Source organism: Achromobacter sp. 18P8.1.1 (genome assembly GCF_057799415.1).
In genome coordinates this window covers 15,299-32,354 of record NZ_JBYOKH010000017.1, presented here as the reverse complement: position 1 = coordinate 32,354, position 17,056 = coordinate 15,299, and the positions used below count along the sequence as shown (strand labels likewise).

At 66.5% G+C, this 17,056-nt stretch carries 10 protein-coding genes; 3 read left to right on the top strand and 7 right to left on the bottom strand.

All coding sequences use genetic code 11. The annotated features are described in order from the left end of the window. Positions 1 to 193 precede the first annotated feature (193 nt). Together AC27VE_RS13055 and AC27VE_RS13050 are read left to right on the top strand one after the other, a co-directional pair. Entirely contained in the window at positions 194 to 631 is a 438-nt protein-coding gene (locus AC27VE_RS13055) for a response regulator (protein WP_234818323.1), read from the top strand. Continuing rightward, on the top strand, positions 624 to 1,424 hold the full coding sequence (locus tag AC27VE_RS13050; RefSeq protein ID WP_488704068.1) for a hypothetical protein: 801 nt from the start codon (positions 624 to 626) through the stop codon (positions 1,422 to 1,424). Before AC27VE_RS13055 ends, AC27VE_RS13050 begins: the two co-directional genes overlap by 8 nt. Before the next feature lie 48 nt (positions 1,425 to 1,472). Here the strand turns inward: AC27VE_RS13050 and AC27VE_RS13045 are convergent, their stop codons facing one another. Further along, positions 1,473 to 2,834, bottom strand: coding sequence for a hypothetical protein (locus AC27VE_RS13045; protein WP_488704067.1), 1,362 nt, complete (start codon positions 2,832 to 2,834; stop codon positions 1,473 to 1,475). Continuing rightward, complete coding sequence (locus tag AC27VE_RS13040) at positions 2,831 to 3,880, bottom strand: hypothetical protein (RefSeq protein ID WP_488704066.1); 1,050 nt, start codon at positions 3,878 to 3,880, stop codon at positions 2,831 to 2,833. The genes AC27VE_RS13045 and AC27VE_RS13040 overlap by 4 nt, the downstream gene beginning before the upstream one ends. A 486-nt stretch (positions 3,881 to 4,366) precedes the next feature. Here AC27VE_RS13040 and AC27VE_RS13035 point away from each other — a divergent pair, with 486 nt between their 5' ends. Next, positions 4,367 to 6,886 carry an isoleucine--tRNA ligase gene (locus tag AC27VE_RS13035; RefSeq protein ID WP_488704065.1) on the top strand — a complete coding sequence of 840 codons (2,520 nt, stop codon included), beginning with the start codon at positions 4,367 to 4,369 and terminating at the stop codon, positions 6,884 to 6,886. A 39-nt stretch (positions 6,887 to 6,925) separates the two neighbouring features. Here the strand turns inward: AC27VE_RS13035 and AC27VE_RS13030 are convergent, their stop codons facing one another. From AC27VE_RS13030 to tssH, 5 genes are read right to left on the bottom strand one after another with little or no spacing between them, the layout of a single operon-like run. After that, entirely contained in the window at positions 6,926 to 7,534 is a 609-nt protein-coding gene (locus AC27VE_RS13030; RefSeq protein WP_488704064.1) for a hypothetical protein, read from the bottom strand. Positions 7,535 to 7,547: 13 nt separating this feature from the next. After that, positions 7,548 to 10,685 (bottom strand): T6SS effector BTH_I2691 family protein, encoded by a 3,138-nt coding sequence (locus tag AC27VE_RS13025; protein ID WP_488704063.1) that lies wholly within the window; start codon positions 10,683 to 10,685, stop codon positions 7,548 to 7,550. After that, positions 10,682 to 11,623, bottom strand: a complete 942-nt coding sequence (locus AC27VE_RS13020; RefSeq protein WP_488704123.1) for a hypothetical protein — start codon at positions 11,621 to 11,623, stop codon at positions 10,682 to 10,684. The genes AC27VE_RS13025 and AC27VE_RS13020 overlap by 4 nt, the downstream gene beginning before the upstream one ends. Before the next feature lie 2 nt (positions 11,624 to 11,625). Next, positions 11,626 to 14,325 (bottom strand): type VI secretion system Vgr family protein, encoded by a 2,700-nt coding sequence (locus tag AC27VE_RS13015; protein ID WP_488704062.1) that lies wholly within the window; start codon positions 14,323 to 14,325, stop codon positions 11,626 to 11,628. 17 nt (positions 14,326 to 14,342) lie between these two features. Further along, a complete protein-coding gene (tssH, locus tag AC27VE_RS13010) occupies positions 14,343 to 17,039 on the bottom strand; it encodes a type VI secretion system ATPase TssH (RefSeq protein ID WP_488704061.1) in 2,697 nt (898 codons plus the stop codon). Between the last annotated feature and the right edge of the window lie 17 nt (positions 17,040 to 17,056).

Below are 17,056 nucleotides of genomic sequence, written 5' to 3'. Positions count from 1 at the left end.
CAACGCGCATGCCCTAGGATGCGCCTATCCACGGTCCGCCATCCTCCTTTCGCCTGCTCCGTCAGCGCCCGGAAGGAGCGAAATGCCGCTGGCCCTGCCCCACCACACTTCGCATGGCCGTACAACAACGGCGCTTGCGGACGGCCAGGGCGGCCAGAAATCCAAACGCTGCAGTACGTGGCACTGAACCATCATGAAAAAAATACTTTTGGTCGACGATCAGCCGATGCTGGTCGACATGTTGAGCGAGATCTTGCGCATGGAAGGCTATGACGTCACGACGCATACCGACGGCCTGACCGCGCTTCGGCAGATGCTTGACCTGCGCCCTGACCTCGTGATCACCGACTTTTCCATGCCGGGCATGCACGGCGGCGCACTGCTCACCGCGATGCGCGAAAACGCCTATCTGAGCGAAACGCCCGTGCTGGTGCTGAGCGGCCGGCCCGAGCATGAAATCAGCGAGACCTGCGACGGCTATGCGGCCTACCTGCGCAAACCGGCAGAACCGGAAGAAGTGCTGAAGACGATCCGCCGCCTGACGCCCGCGCCTGCGCGGCAGCCCCGTTACCGGGGCAACCCCGATGCCCTCGCGCGTCCGCACGTCGTTCTAGACGCGGCGCATGTCTGAACATCACCAGTTCCTGTTCCCGCGGTATCCCCATCTGCCGCCGCCGGATTGGAAACAGCTTGAAGCCCGTCTGCTGGAAACCGGCATGGTGCTGCCTCCGTTCGGGCGCAATGTGCCGATGCCGGCGCTGGTCGACCTGAGCTTGACGCTGGCACAGACCCTGAACTGCACCTACCGATACGAAGATGCGATGCGCAGCCCCGCCGAGGTGCTGGCGTTGTACGAAGGGTGTCCCGCCCTGCCCGCCGGCCTGAAGGCCGCGCCGGACTTCAGCATCGCGCAAACGCTCGAACTGCTGACCGGCCACGGCATCGAACTCGACTGCACCCTTCAGAATGACGAGGGCAGCTCGTGGCGCAGCCCGCATTACCTGATCGGGCCCGCGGCACGCGCATTCATGAGCCCGCATATCGCCCAGACGTACGACACCGATCCGCAACAATTCGGCTTGATGCTGCTGGCCTATGACGGCCCGAACCCCGCCGTGCATGTCGGCGAAAACCTGGAAGTCCCTAGCCTGCCGGAAACCGGCGAGCCGCTACCGGACCTGCCTCCCTATGGCGACCACGTCGATTTCATTGGGGCGGCCTTCGAAGACCCCGACGTGCAATGGCACTGCCCAGCCACTGGCAAGGCCTATCGAATTTTCGACCTGGATTGGCACTTCAGCCTTGGCCTGGGCTTTCGATCGATACGCACGAACTGGCTGGACGAAGAAAGCGCAAGAATGATGGCGGACGCCGTGGGCAAGATGATCGATGCGCCGATGGCGTGCAGCCACCGGCATCTTTGACTCCCAACCGCCCGAGCGACTACGCGCAGGCCGGATTGTCCCGGCCGGTTACGCCGGACCGTAGTGCGCCAATAGCCGCGCGATTGCGTCGCGCAGCGCCAGCTTGATCATGCGCGCCTCGGGGTCGTCGTCTTCTGGCCGGGCATCGCGCACAGAACGATCGCGCACAGGTGCGCTCAGCTGTTCCGCCCGTAGCGCAATGGCCCCGCCCGCGCCCGGCTGCGTCGCGCTGATACGCACATATTCCGAATGATCGATCTGCCGCACCAGCTCGCGCGCGCCTGCGGCATTCTCGGAATACCGGGCGTGGTTCGAGGGACTGGGCCCGAACCGCACAGATAGCTGCGCCGGGCCCGCGGTGCGCAGTAACGCCGACAGCGTCTGCATGGCCTGCTGGAGTTCGGCTGTGAAGCCGTCATAGACCCCATCGATCGCCTTGCGCGGGCGCAGCAAGGCCTGCGCATCGGCAAGATCCGCCAGGCGCGTGGAAAGCCGCGCATGGCCGCGCGCATCGCGCCGCAACCAGGGCGGCGCCACGATGTCCTCCAGCGCATGCGTAGGCGGATGAAAGCGATAGCTGCGGCCCGGGCGCGACATGACGCGGCTGCGATTGCGGTCGGCGTCGTCGGTCGCCAGCAGGGCGATACGCGGCGCCTCAGTGCAGTACACGTCACCGCCTGCGGCAATCAAGCAATCTGCGCGCAAGGCGCCACGCACCAGCACCTGGCACCGATAGTGCCGGCACAGCAGCGTCGTGGCATGCAGCCCTTCCGTGAACGCGTGCCGTCCCGCGTGCAACATCAGCAGTCCGGCGCGTGCCGGGCCCAATGCAACCACCATCGTGCCAGACCGGGTGTCGGGCCCAGTGTCAGGCCCAGTGTCAGGCCCAGTGTCAGGCCCGGCATCAGGCCCGATATTGGCCTCTGATTCGCCGGTTGCCATGTCCGGATTGGCCGCGTTGCCGACACGCAGCACGTCGGCATCCAGACCCGCCGTGAACACCCAGCCGGCCACCCGCAATGCCGGATGGTCCGGCAGTTGCGCGGGCAAGTCCAAAGTCGTTGCCGTCACCGGTGCGTCGGCCACCAGGAACACCCACTGCTGCCCGGCGATGTCGGGCAGCTGCGCGGCTGCGGCCTCGTCCAGCAGCGCGTAATACGCAGCATTGTCGGTATCTCGGATCCGGCTCAGAAGCGTCTGGGCCTGCGCCACGTTCACTACCCGCAGCGTCAGGCCCTGCCATGCCACACGGGCCAGGGCCGGCGGCTGCCGTGCCCGTTCGGCCCACGCCCGTTGCCGCGCCGCCTGCGCGTCGAACGCGGCGCGCTGATCGTCGGCTTGTTCCAGACGCTGGGCCCGCTGCTGCTCGCGCCAGCGCTTGCGCGGATCACCGCCCCCGGCTTCGTTCATTTGCCCTTGCGCAGCGACACCGGCACACCCCAGACCGGGTCTTCCATGCCCTGCTTGCCCAGCGTCGTGATCTGCATGGGTTGGAGCTTTGCCAGCAGTTGCTGATGTTCCGCGCTGACGTTCTTGCGCCGCGCGATGAGCTTCTGCGAAAACTCCATCGGCGCCGGGCGGGTGTAGACGGTCATGTCCTCAAGCGGGCACTCGATCATCTTGGCCTCGACTGCGCGGCAGGCGGACTGCCGGTATTTGTAGCTGGGTGTCTTCAGATGCATGCGCTGGCTCAGCACCAATTGGCCGGCCTTGAGCGTGAAGCTGGCCAACGCCTGTTTAGGCGGGATGCGCGACTGGATCTTGATGGCGGGGATGTCGCGATACTGCGTATCTTCGCGGTAGCCTGCAGCCCCGGTCTGGGTCGTCTGGCTGTATTGCTGCTCGCCCCAGCTCACGCAGGCGCCCGACGCCGCATGCACGGCGGTGCAGACCGTTCGCGACCCCGTCTGTGTGCCGTAGCTCGCATCGTGCCAATTGGTCTGCTTGTAGAACTCGCGATAGAGCTCCGGCGACAGATAAGACGTGCCGTTGGCGCCGCGGCCCGAGCCGACCGGGCCGCTCTGCGCGCCCACCTCATCCAGCAACGCATTCAGCTTGTAATCGTCTCCGCCGGTCAGCAGATACTTGCCGGGCGGCAGGATATGCACCTCGAACGAATTGAACAGAAGGGGCGTCTTGGTGTCCTTCTGCAGCGAATTGGTGTGGAAGCTGCGGCTGAAGGTCACTTGCGGCGCCGCTTCGTTCATCCAGATCACGCGGGAGGTGTACTTCGTCATGGCCAGCGCGTCGCCCAGCGTAGGGTGCGGCGTCAGATCGGCCACCAGCACCACGGCCATGTCCGATTTCAGCGCTTCGTCGATCAGATCCAGCAGCTGCGCATAGCGCGGATCGTCCATGGTGCCCTCGTTGCTCGAGAATGGCTGGGTGGCGCAGCCGGACAAGGCAAGCGAAAAGGCCAGGGCGGACAGGGCAAGTCGCGGTCGCGGCAACATCATGGAGCGGTCCTTGAATAAGGCGGAATCGGATCGTTGAGCCGGCATACTACTGATTCAGGGCCGGATCGCAATGCCCGCCTGGCAAGCTGAAACATGGCCCGATACTGTGCGGCGCGCATCCCGGCGGGCCCGTGCTGTCGCTTCAAACCCACGCCACGGTCAGAACGCCAGCAATGGCGCGGGCCACCGCCGCGCCCCGCCAATCCAGCCGCAAGCTGCGCCGGCAACGACGGCGGTGCGGAACCCGAAAATTATTGTTGCGTTTGTTTCGGGTCTTGATGTTGTGCTAGAGTGAATCCACCACGTCAACACACCAACCAGCCAAAACCCGTGTCCAGATTCCTGTCGATCGTGATTATTCGCACCTCCGCTGCCATTGGGCGTCGGGGGCGAATTACGTTGGGCGGCTAAGCCCCACCTTCGCACCTCACCTTCCAAAGGGCAGCGTACAGAACGCTGCCCTTTTTGCATTTCTGGACTCGAAACATGTACACGCTGAATCTTTTCAAGCATGAATTCCCGCTGGCCACCACCCACGCCGACAAGGCGGAAACCCTGCGGCGCTGGTCGAGCAAGGCGGTCGTCGACGGCCTGCATCGCACACAAGGCGCGCGCCCGCTCTTCCTGCTGCACGACGGGCCGCCCTATGCCAACGGCGGCTTGCACCTTGGCCATGCCGTCAACAAAGGCCTGAAGGACTCGGTAGTGAAGTTCAAACGGCTGCAAGGCTACTTCGCGCCGTATGTGCCGGGCTTCGATTGCCACGGCCTTCCCGTCGAATTGGAGGTCGAACGCCTGGGCCATGGCAAGGACGATCCGCCGGCCTTCGTGGCGGCCTGCCGGTCCTACGCCCGCTCGCAAGTGGACTTGCAGACCGCCCAATTCCGCGAGCTGGGCGTGGCCGCCGACTGGGAGCAGCCCTATCTGACCATGGCGCCCGGCTTCGAGTCGGGCGCAGCGAAGGTGTTCCAGGCGCTGCCCGGCGCCGTCAGGCGGCTGCGGCCCGTGCATTGGTGTCCGGCATGCGCCTCGTCGCTGGCCGAAGCCGAGGTCGAATACAAAACCAAGGTCGGCGACAGCCTGGTCGTGCTATTTCCGGTTGTGGGCCACGAGGATCTGTTCCTGGATGTATGGACCACCACCCCGTACACGCTGCCGGCCAACAAGGCGGTCGCCTACAACCCGGCCCTGAGCTATGTCGCCGCCAGCGACGGCACGCGTAGCCGGGTGCGGCTACGCCAGCCCGGCGACGAGCAACTGCCCGACGTCGACCTGGCGGGGTTGACGGTAGTCAGCCCCTACACACGAGACGCCGTGCCCGTCCTGCCGGCGGATTTCGTGAGCCGGGCGGGCACGGGGCTGGTGCACATGGCGCCGGCCTTCGGCACCGATGATTTCCGTGTCTGCGAGCCGTACGGCCTGGCCGTCGAGCAATACCTGGACGAGCATGGCCGCTTTGTCGTGGCGGGGATGCAAGGCATGGACCTGACGCAAGCCAGGGCCCACGTGCTGGAACGCGTGGCGCCCTTCGTGGTGTCCGTGTCCACCCTGGAGCACGAGTATCCGCATTGCTGGCGCCACAAGACGCCAGTGTTCTTCCGCGCTTCGCAAGAGTGGTTCCTGGACCTGGCCGACACCCGGCAACAGGCGCTGCGCGCGCTGGACGACGTGGAGTTCGTGCCCGCCGCAGGCCGCGAACGGCTAACCAGCATGCTGGCCGGGCGCGGAGCCTGGTGCGTCTCGCGCAACCGGCTGTGGGGAACGCCCCTTGTGGATCCGGCCGACCCCGATGACGTGCGGCTGGCGGCGCGCGTCGCGACCGAAGGCGTGGAAGCCTGGCAAAGCGAAGGCCCTCGCCGCACGCTGGACGTCTGGTTCGACAGCGGCGTAACCCATCAACTGGTGCTGATGCAGCGCTACGGCCGCACGGCCGACGTCTACCTGGAAGGCTCCGACCAGCACCGCGGCTGGTTCCAGTCTTCGCTGCTGACGTGCGCGGCGGCCGGTCACGGCGCCCCCTATAAGCAGGTGGTGACCCACGGCTTCGTGGTGGACGGCACGGGCCAGAAGTTCTCGAAGTCCAGCAAGAACTACCAGCCGCTGGACCAGATGCTGAAGACCCTGAGCCCGGACGTGCTGCGCTTGTGGACACTGCAGCAGGACTTCACGCGCGAACTGAAGTTCTCGGGCGAGGCGCTTGCGCTGACCAAGGAGCGCTTTCGCAAGCTGCGCAACACCATGCGCTTCTGCCTGCAGAACCTTCAGGATTTCGATTGGCAGACGCAGCCCGTGTCGCACCCGTTGGACCGAGTTCAGGTGGCCTTGCTGCGCCAGCTGGGCGTCGACGTGTGCCTGGCGGCCGACCGCTATGATTTTGCCGCAGCCGTGTCCCATCTGCTGCGCTACGCGGAAAGCGCATCCAGCGATTACTTTCCGGCGGTGAAAGACAGCCTTTACTGCGACCGGCCGGACGCGCCCCGACGGCGTCAGGCGCAGCAGGTGCTTGGCCTGGTGGTGCGCACATTGGTGCGCCTGCTGACGCCGGTGCTGCCCTACTCTTGCGAGGAGGTCTTTCAATACTTGCGCGCAGCAGGCGCGGAACAGGGCGATAGCGTTCTGCTGGCCACGCTTGCCGACGTGACCTTGCCTGTCGCAGAGAACGAAGCCGCGACTCTTGCAGCCTATGGCGAAGCGGTAGAACTAAAAGGCACGCTCAACCGTTGGGTGGAAGCCAACCGGGACGAATGGGTCAAGGGCGCGGCCCAGGTCAACGTCACGTGGTCGCCGGCGAAGGCAGCAAGGCTTGGCGCATTTGCCGACGTTCTGGGCGCCGCGGCGGTCTTCCCCGATGACCGGTCAGACGACGGCGGTGATGTGAGCTTCACGCCCACGAGCTGGCGTGCATGCGCCTGCTGCAGGAAGCATGAGCCGTCCGTGTCGGACGATGCCGATCTGTGCACGCGTTGCGCCGCGGTGCAGGGTACCGTCAGCGAGGCCCTGTCCTAGCCGCGAAAAGCCTGGGCGCGGGGGTGAAAGGCTCTGGATTCAGCCCCGCTTGCCGAACAGCATCGCCAGGCCGAACAGCGCGCCCAGTCCGCCCACGATGGCCAGCGAGATCGACGGTTCCCGCTGGCTCAGCGCCATGACGGCGGAGCCGGCACCCAGCGCGGTGATCAGCAGCCCGACCAGACGACCGGCGGTGGAACCGTAGAAATGCGTGCGGCGCGCCGTGGCCGTACCGGCCGGCTGCCGCTTCTGCCACGCCTGCAGCGCCTGTTCGAAGTCGCGCAGCAAGCGCTCGCGGCTGGGCAGATCCGCCGGGCTTACCAGCACCGTAGGCAGGCCCGGGCGGATGAGCTTGAGGTAGTCGTCGGTGCCCCAGCTTTTCAGATCAGCAAAGGCGATCGGCCCGCGTCGGGAGAATTCCAGCCCGTCCGGCGTCACCTTGACCGCGTTGCGGGTGGGAAAGCCCTTGAAGGCCACCAAGGGCGGCACGAGCAGGCCAAGTACCGCCAGCACGGCGGCCAGGCCGATCGGGCCGCGGTTCAGCACCACGAGCATGAAACTGCCGGCAGCCAACGCGAAGGCCAATGGCACCGACAGCTGATGCCAGCGGGTGTAGACCGCCGCCTGGATTCCTTCGTTGCTGTTCATGCTTGAAACCCTGTCAGTTATTGGCTTTCACCAGATTGGATCCGCTGCCGCCCATGGGCAGCGACCGGATGTCGGGCATGCGGTCCGGATCGGGCCAGTATTCCACCTTGAGCAACGCTTCGTGGAAGATATCGTCGTCGACCAGGACCTCGGTCCGCAAAATCCCGCATCCGCTGCTGACGTGGAATTGCACCACATCGTCCCACGGCTTGCCGGTGAATTCGATCGCCTGGCTGCGGTCCTTGCGTATCCAGCGCCACACGTCGGCCCAACCGGGCCGCGCGCTCAGGTTGTCGACATACTGGTCCACGCGGTCGGCCCAGGTTTCCTCCCGCGGCCTGCCTTTCACGAACTGCAGGTTCGACGGACCGCGCGGCTGCAATTCGGGATCTTCCGCGCGCACGGATCCCTTGCTTGAGACGACCGCACTGACGCCATCCCCGACCAGCGTGAGGCTATACGCGTAGTCGCTATGGTCGGAATAGCCCGGCATGATCACTTCCAGCACCAGCCGGTCGCGGCCAAATACCTCGCCCTTCAAAAACCCCTTCCAATCCAGCGTCACCCGCACGCCGAACACTGCGCGATTGAATGCCTCCAACTCTTCCACCCGGTCTTCGAAAGGCGGGCGGTCCTTCACATCTTCGAATTCTGCAGACCGCATGCAGCAGCGCGTAAACCAGATCTCCAACTCGCTGTCCTTGGCGCTGTCGCCCCAGAATTTAAAGTATAGGCCCGCCGCCAACAGGCAAAGGCCCAGCACGATCCAGCCCCATACCGGGATGCCCAGCAGCACCGTACCGCCGCTCGTCAGGCCCACCATGGCGCCTCCCAACCCGCCGGCGCCCGCCACCACGCCGGCAGCGCTGAACGCGCCTCCCAGCGAAACGAGGGCCGTCGCAACGCCGGTCAGGCCGGACAGCAACAGGAAGAATGAGGATGTCGCGTAGGCGCCCCCGGCCTCGTAGTTCTTCACGTCGTATTGATCGACCGCGTTCAGCGCATTGTTGGCGCCATCGACGAAGGTGGCCGCCGCGGCGAAGACCGCGCCAGCGGTACGAACTGCCGTCAACCGCAAGTTCAGCTGCAGATTCATCGTGTACGCGGTGTTCGCCCCCACGCGCGCGCCGATCGCGCCCGCCGTTACTTCGATCGCCACACTGCCCACCCCCAGCACGCCGGAGGTGATGCCGAACCAGGCCTTGCGCGCCGCCTTGGCGTCCTTGATCGCCTCTGCCTTGCTCAGGTCCGATACCGAGGTGTATAGCGCCACCAGCGTCAACACCCCCGTCGCCCCCGCGTTGGCACCGTCGCGCGACTTGGCCCACTTCACCAAACCCGCCAACGGCGACATCGTCGGCGCGGGCAAGGCCAGGACTGGCGCAGGCGCCGGTAGCGCCAATTGCGGCGAGCCCCCCGCGCCTGGCCGCGGGCGCGCATTGGCTGCCGCCGCGTTCAGTTGCGCATCGACTTCTTCGGGAATGATGTAGTTGGTCGTGATCGATGTCGAACGCTCGGCCTGCGTTCCCATCCAACCGGCCTGCATGTGCTTGTTGGCGTACAGCCCACCGCCGCCGCCCACCGTCACCGAGCTTAGATTGGGTTCCCAGATGATCTGGTGCATGTCCGAAATCATCCGGGGCAGCGTAGTCGTGTGCACGCGCACCGTCATCACGATGTTCATGCGTGCGGCCATCGTCAACGTGACCCGCGCGGCGACGCGCTCGGCGATGGGGTCGCCCGACAGGGTCAACCGCAGCAACTGGGTCGCCATGAATCGGCCGATGGCGGCGCCCGCCGCACGCATTGGCGGCAACTGACCCTTCGACGCGCGTTTCTTCAGCCAATCGTTGTAGGCTTTGACCAGTTTACGGATACTCGAAACCTGTTTCGAGATGACCTTGCCTTTGCCCTCGCGGTTCAGGAAACCCAGCAGCTCGTCGTCGTTGGCCGCCAGTGAGCGCCAGATCGCCTCGTACGTGCCCGTCATGTCCTCGTCTTTCAGCGAGTCATCGATGGCCTTGTGCTCGGATTCCACCGCGCCTGCGCCGTCCACGCACAGGGCCATGTCTTCTTCCAGCCGCACGCCCGCGGCGGCGTCCTTGGACGAATACGCCTTGAGCGCCAGCCAGAACGTATCGCGCCCGTACCACCACGCCCAGTCCTTGCCTGCTCCCTCGATATGTTCGCGCATGCGGGCAATGGCCGCCTTGTTGTCACTGAGCGTCTTGCTGACCTTGCCCGTGTCGACGCGCTCTCGCAGACGCTTGCGGTCATCGCCGGACGACTGCATCTGCTTTTCCAGACCTTCGATGATCTGCGCCACGCCCACTTCCCGCAGCCGCGTCGGGTCCAGATGATGGGCAGCCAGATCGCCCATCCACTTGTTTCGCCAGGTGGAAATGTCGGCGAGGATCCCCACCGGGTCCCGCAACGCCAGCACGATGCCGCCCTTGGGTGTCATCTGGCGCATCTTGGCCGCCAACGCCGCGGCCTGCCCGCCGAAGACGGTGACGCCCGGCGACAAGGTATTGCTGAACAGGGTCGCCGCCCCCGCGGCATCGCGGAATTCGATCGAGTGCTTCGCCAGATTGGCGCCGTCTTCCGCCACGCGGTAGCCGGTATCGGCCTTGGGGTAGCCGCCGGCCCACACCGCCTTGGCGTCCAGCTCCACCATGACCTTCTTGCGCCAGCCTTCATCGCGCGCCAGCTCGCGGCGGATATCACGCGTCCACCACACGCGCGAGTACCCCACCCAGACCGTGCGCGACGCATTGGCGGGCGCCTCCACGTTGATCAGCGCGGATTCCAGGCCGTGCCCTTCGCGCGTGCAGGTGAACGTCGGCTGCTGGGACGGCCGGTCGTCGTCATCCACCGGCACTTCCTTCATCTGGCCCGTCGCCGTCGCCGCAAACGCGCGCCAGCCGTAACTGCGGCGCGGATCCCAGATGTACACATAACCGGCCGTGATCGCGCGCAGCATGTATGCGCCCTGGCGCATGGTGTCGTAGTACAGCTCGGTATCCAGGTAGACGCCGTCGGGCAGGTCGTTCTTGCCGCCCGGCACGTAGGCAATCCGCATCGGCAGGATGGGCAGCCCGGGGCGGCCGCAGAACTTGCCCTTGCAGGGCAGCGCGTCGTAGTCAGTCATGCTTGCAAGTCCTCCCGCGTTTGCGCTTCCTGCGCAAAGCGCTCCCAATCTTCGTCATCCATGTCTTGGGCCGCGTTGCGCAACCGGCCGCCCTCTTCCTGCACCTCGCGCAGCAAGGCCGCAAACGACGGTGCGCGCTCCAGTGGCGCATCCAGACGTACCCGCCATGCCGCGAACAACGCGACGTCTTCATCGTCATCGATGCCGCATGCCGCGCCGGCGTCCAGCGCGTGGCGCACCGCATCCAGCACCGACGGACCGACACGCAACCCGTCCGCATTCAGCCGTTGCAACACGGCGTTGATGCGGCCCAGACGCGCCAGGCGCGGCCAAGCCGGCGTGACCGTCTGCATCGGGCCGGGCGTATCCGGTAGCGTTTTCCATCGCGCGAATCCGTCCACGGTCATCCAGGTTGCGCCCGGTATCCACGAGGCCGGCGCCGTGCCGGCGTAGAGCTCGCTTTGATATTGCGTCGTGCGCGGATCCCAGAACCGCAGGATGCGCACGCGGCCTTGCGCATCGCGCAAGCGCGCACGCAGGACCAGGCGCTGCGCCACTTCCGCCAGGGGCAGGTCGGTGGCCAGCCACGCCGACATCGAACGCGGGCGCTTGCCCGCCGGCGCCGGGCGCATAGCCTCGTCCACGGCCAGCCTGATGCTGGCGTTGACCAGGCGCTCGTGCCGGATTTCGTCGGGCACCTCTGCCAGATACAAGGGCGGCGCGGTCGCGCCCTGTGAAATCAGATCAACCTCGCGCCGGGCCAGCCCCGCCGCGGCGATGTCGTCGGCCAGCGGGTCGGCCAGCGTCGAGTCGCACAACAGCAGCACGCGCCGGTCGGGGCGCCCGTCCAGCACCGCGCGCAAGCCTGCGATCGCCCGCTCGACGCAATCCTCGGCGCGAGCCGTCCAGGGTGTGGGGTTATGCCGCGTCACGTCCATCGTCACGCCGCCAACGCGCCGCTGCCGGCCGCGTCTTCAAGCGCCGCGGCGCAGCCTTCCATATCCCCCTGCGGCGGTTGGGCCGGCCCTGCTCCGCTTTGCGGCCCCACCCAGTTATGCACACCCGCCTTCAGTTCGACCTTGCCCGGGGCATGCAGCTGGATGCCGCCGCCCTCGATGCGCATATAGGCGCCCGCCGCCGTGGCCAGCACCTTCTTCGACGCGTTCACGTCGACGGCGCCTTGCGCCGATACCAGGGTCACCGCCTTTTCCGCGGCCAGACGCATGCGCGCCTTCTGGCTCTGCAAGCGCAACTTGCCGCCGGCGGCGTGAAGACGGATGCCTTGTTCCTCAACCGCGCGGCCACTGCCGCCCAGTCCCTTGGTGAAGAGCACCACGCCCTGCGCCACGCAGATGGCCAGGTTCGCGCCCGCGGCCCAGTTCACGTCGGGCGCGACTTGGCACAAGGTGGTTCCGGCTACCGTGAAAGCGTTGTGCGGCGTGTACTGGCCGATGCCTTTGGGTGCACTCACCTGGATGTGCGGCTGCGTATAGGCAGGCACCGTGACGGATTCCTCCGCCTTGGTGCCCTCGATCACCTTGCGCACCGCGTCCAGCTCATTCAACGCGCGCGTCTTGTCGCTATCGCCCGACAGCGTGGCTTCCTGGCGGACGGCCGTGGCGGCTAGCTCGCCCGCCTGTTCGATGGCCTTTTCCATCTGCTTGATGGCCTCTTCGCTGTCCAGCAAGCCGCCGGCAGCACCCTCGCGCTTGTCCGCGCTGATCAGCAAGCCTTCGCCTGCCCGCAGCGCCAGCGCTTCGCTTGTGGCCAACTCGGCGCCATGGCCAAGGTCAGACAGCCGTTCGTTATCGCGCTGCTGCTTCAAGTGCCCCAGGTTCAACCGCGCCTCGGCCTGCGTGGTGGACGCGGTCAGGCGCGATTGCCCCGGGGTGTCGTCCTGCACCAGCTGGTTGAACCCCCCCATGCCCCGCCCGCTTTCGGCCAGGGCCTGCGTCTTGAAGCCCGACATCACGACATTGTGCGCATGGCCCGCTTCACTACCCGCAAACCAGGCAGGCGCGTTGCCGGTGGCCTTGGCGGCCCCGCCCTGCACCTGGTTGTTCGCGGCGTTCTCGGTGCCCGCGCCGTTGTACAAGGCGCCCACCACCACCGGGCGGTCGATATCGCCATGCAGAAATTGCACCAGCACTTCCTGCCCCAGTCGCGGTACGAAATGGCCGCCCCAATCGGACCCGGCCACCGGCTCGGCGACACGCACCCAGGTGCCCAGCGCATCGCTGGCCGGTGCATTGTCCGCGCCCGCCGGGTGATCCTGGCGATTGCTGGAAGCGCTGCCGCGCTGCCAATGGAACTGGATCTTGATGCGATGGTCACGGTCGGTATGCACCGGGTCGGCCGCGCCCACCACCAGCGCGGTCTGGGCGCCATGCACCGTGGGGCGCGGATGCAGCCGCGCGCCGTGGCCATCCCGGGTACTGGGCCGGTACTCCAGCGAGGCGGCAATCGCCTCGAACCGGTTCCGGTAGAAGTCCGCCTTGTCGTCCTGGAACTCGCCGGCCGCGCCCAGCGCGTCGGCCACCGCGCGCCCCAAGCTTTCGTCGAAATTGTTGCGCGCTTCGTGGTGGATGCGCAGCACCACGAAATCCGCGCCAGCGCCTTGCGACGGCCCCCAATGGCCCGTCAACGTAAACCGCTGCGCCGCCGCCAGCGTGCGCACGGTGCCCTCGCCTTCATGCAGGGCCTGGCGCACGCGCTGCGCGGCCAGCGCGTTGTGGGCCAGCCGGTCGCCTTGATCTCCGTCCTCGAACAGATACTGGCCGGGGTAATCGGAGTCGGCCAGCTCCATGGCGTTGGGCAGCTTGTCGTCGACCTGGGCGCTGGCCTTGCGGGCCTGCATCGCGCGGTAGTCCCAGGTGGCCAGGCGCACGGCATTGGTGCGCCAGGTGCGGCTTTGCCGCCAGGCCTGGATGGTGTCTTCGGTCTCGGTCGCGTCGGCGCGCTGGAACTTGACGCTCTCTTGCGGGCCGGCTTCGAACGCTCCGTTGTGGTCGGCGATGACGACGGTATGCCCGCCGGGTTCGCCCTCACCCGCCTCGTGCTCGACCCAATAGAACAACCCCTCTTCAGCCAGCAAGCGCTCGACAAAGGCGTAGTCGGTTTCGCGGTACTGGATGGTCAGGCTGCGCTTCGCGTAGGCGTCGCGGTCCTTCACTTCCCAGCGCCATTGCGGCGCCACCGCGCCCTGGCCGTTGTAGTCGCCAAAGACGCTGTCGATAATCTCGATCACCGACAAGTCCTGGAACGCGTAACTGTCGCGCCGCTGGCGCAGCAATGCCAGCCACGGTTCGATGCGCAGCCGATAGCGCGCAAAGCCGCCGTTCGCGCCGTCGAAGCGGGCCTCGGACACCAGGCCGCACCAGCCACGGTGTTCGTCGCGGCCCAAGGCGGTCTGCAGCGTCACCTGCACCGGCTGGCCAATCAGCGACTTCAGCGGGATGTGCGCATCGTCGGACAGCGTATCCACGTGCAGGACGAAGCCGCCGTCGCTCAATTGCTCGGTGCCGTAGAGCCGCTCCGCCAGCAATTTGTCCTGGCCCAGCGGCGTGCTCAGGTCCAGCAGGCGATCAGCCTGGGTGAAGCCTGCGCCCAACAGGCTGGCGGCGGCTAGTTCAAGGGCCATGTCGGCGTCTCCTCTGGTCAGCTCATGCGGAAGCGGAAGTCGCCGTTCTTGCCCGCGCCCACGCGGATCTTGGCGATGGTTTCGCCCTGCGCCATACGGCTGAGCACCTGTTCAGCGATCTCGGGCAGCAACGCGCCGTTGAGGATATGGTCCACATTGCGCGCCCCGGTATCCACTTCGGTGCAACGCGCCAGCACCGCCTCGACCAGCGCCTCGTCCCATTCGAATACGGCGCGGTGCGTAGTCTGCACCCGGCGCGCGATGCGTCCGAGCTTCAGCCCGATGATGTGCGCCAGTGCGTCGTCGTCCACGGGGAAATAGGGGATGGTCTTCATGCGGCCCAGGAAGGCGGGCTTGAACGCCTTGTACAGCTGCGGCGTCAGCAGTTCCGACAACTGGTCAGGCGAGGGGCGTTCGTCGGCCGGCTTGTTCAGGCACGCCTGCATGATCGTGCTGGACCCCACGTTGGACGTCAGGATGATCAGCGTATTGCGGAAGTCGATCTCGCGGCCCTCGGCGTCGTCCATCACGCCTTTGTCGAACACCTGGAAGAACAGCTCCAGCACGTCGGGGTGGGCCTTTTCTATTTCATCCAGCAGCACGACGCTGTAGGGCTGGCGCCGCACCGCCTCGGTCAGGACACCCCCTTCCCCGTAACCCACGTAGCCCGGCGGCGACCCCTTCAGGCCCGAGATGCTGTGAGCTTCCTGGTATTCGCTCATGTTGATCGTGACCAGTTTGCGCTCGCCGCCGTACAGAATGTCGGCCAGCGCCAGCGCCGTCTCGGTCTTACCCACGCCCGACGGCCCCACGAACAGGAAGACGCCCTTGGGCTTGTCCGGATCTTCCAGGCCGGCGCGCGCGGTGCGCACGCGCTGCGCGATGGCATGCAAGGCGTGGTCCTGGCCAATGACGCGCTCTGCCAGCATTGGCTGCAGTTGCAGCACCGTGCGGATCTCGTCGTTGACCATACGTCCCAGCGGGATGCCCGTCCACGCCGACACGATTTCGGCCACGATCTGGGCGTCCACGCAGGCGGGCACCAGCGGCTGCTCGCCCTGCAATGCCCGCAGTTCGTCCATCAATCCGGCCAACCGCTGCTGCTCTGGCGTCAGCGCTGGCGCGGCAGCCTTGCGCCGCGACGAGGACGGCGCCGCGGCATCGGCCACCGGCGCGTCCTGCCCTTGAGCTTCAAGCTCGCCTCGCAACGCGTGGATCCGTTCCACCAGGCTGGTCTCGGCCGCATGGCGCGCTTCGGCGTCCGCCAGCGTTTGCTCGACCGTCGTGATCTCCTGGTCCAGTTCAGCCAGGCGCGCGTTCGGCGTACCCGTGGCGGCCTCGCGGCGCAACGCCGCCTGTTCTGTGCGCAGGCGGGTCAGGCGATGGCGCGCGTCGTCGATCAAGGCGGGCGTCGCGCTGCGGCCCAGGGCCACGCGCGCGCAGGCCGTGTCCAGCACGCTCACCGCCTTGTCGGGCAACTGCCTGCCGGTAATGTAGCGATGCGACAGCCGGGCGGCGGCACTGATGGCCTCGTCCAGGATGCGCACACCGAAATGCCGCTCCATCAGCGGCGCCATGCCGCGCAGCATGGACGCGGCCAGCCCCTCGTCAGGCTCTTCCACCTTGACCACCTGAAAGCGGCGGGCCAGCGCCGCGTCTTTCTCGAAAAACTTCTTGTATTCGCTCCACGTCGTGGCGGCGATGGTGCGCAATTCACCGCGCGCCAACGCGGGTTTCAGCAGGTTGGCCGCGTCGTTCTGGCCCGCCTGCCCGCCCGCGCCGATCATCGTGTGAGCTTCGTCGATGAACAGGATGATGGGCGACGGGCTTTTCTTGACCTCGTCGATCACGTTCTTCAGGCGGTTTTCGAACTCGCCCTTGACGCTGGCGCCGGCCTGCAGCAAACCCATGTCCAGTACCCGCAACGTCACGTCGGCCAAGGCCGGCGGCACGTCGCCTGCCACGATGCGCAGCGCCAGGCCCTCGACCACGGCGGTCTTGCCCACGCCCGCCTCGCCGGTCAAGATGGGATTGTTCTGCCGGCGCCGCGTCAGGATGTCGATCATCTGGCGAATCTCGGCGTCGCGGCCGATCACCGGATCGATCTTGCCTTCGCGGGCGCGTTCGGTCAGGTTGGTGGTGTACTGGTCCAGCGCGGGTGTCTGGGTCAGCCCCGGCGCCGGCTGCCCGGCCTCGCCTTGGGACGCCGCGCCCTCCGAGAAAGCGACGGCCTGCCCGGCCTCCTCCGACCCTTCCGTCAGCGCCGCGAAGTCATGCTTGAGTTCATCCAGCCGGAACGACTCGAACAAGGTCGACCCCCGCCGGGCCAGTTGCGCCAGGTCAGGTTCGGTCAGCAGCGCCAGCAACAGGTGCCCGGAGCGGATGCGCGTCGTCTGCGTGTCCAGCGACGCGATCAGCCAGGCGTGCTCGAACAATTTGGGGAGATGCGCCGAAAACACCGGCGTGCGCGTGTTGCCGTTCTTGAAGCGGCCGATCTCGGCTTTCAGGTCGGCTTCCAGCGCGTCGGTATGGATATGGCAGCGCCGCGCGATGATGCTCACGTCGCTGGCCGGCTTTTCCAGCAGCGCCAGGAACAGGTGCTCCAGATCCACCTCGTAATGGCCTTGCGCCATGCACAGGCTGGCGGCGCGTTCGGCAGCCTGGCGGCACGTCTGGTTCAACTTCCCGATCAAGGTCTTCAGCGGTGTAGCCATGAGTTTCTATGTCTGAT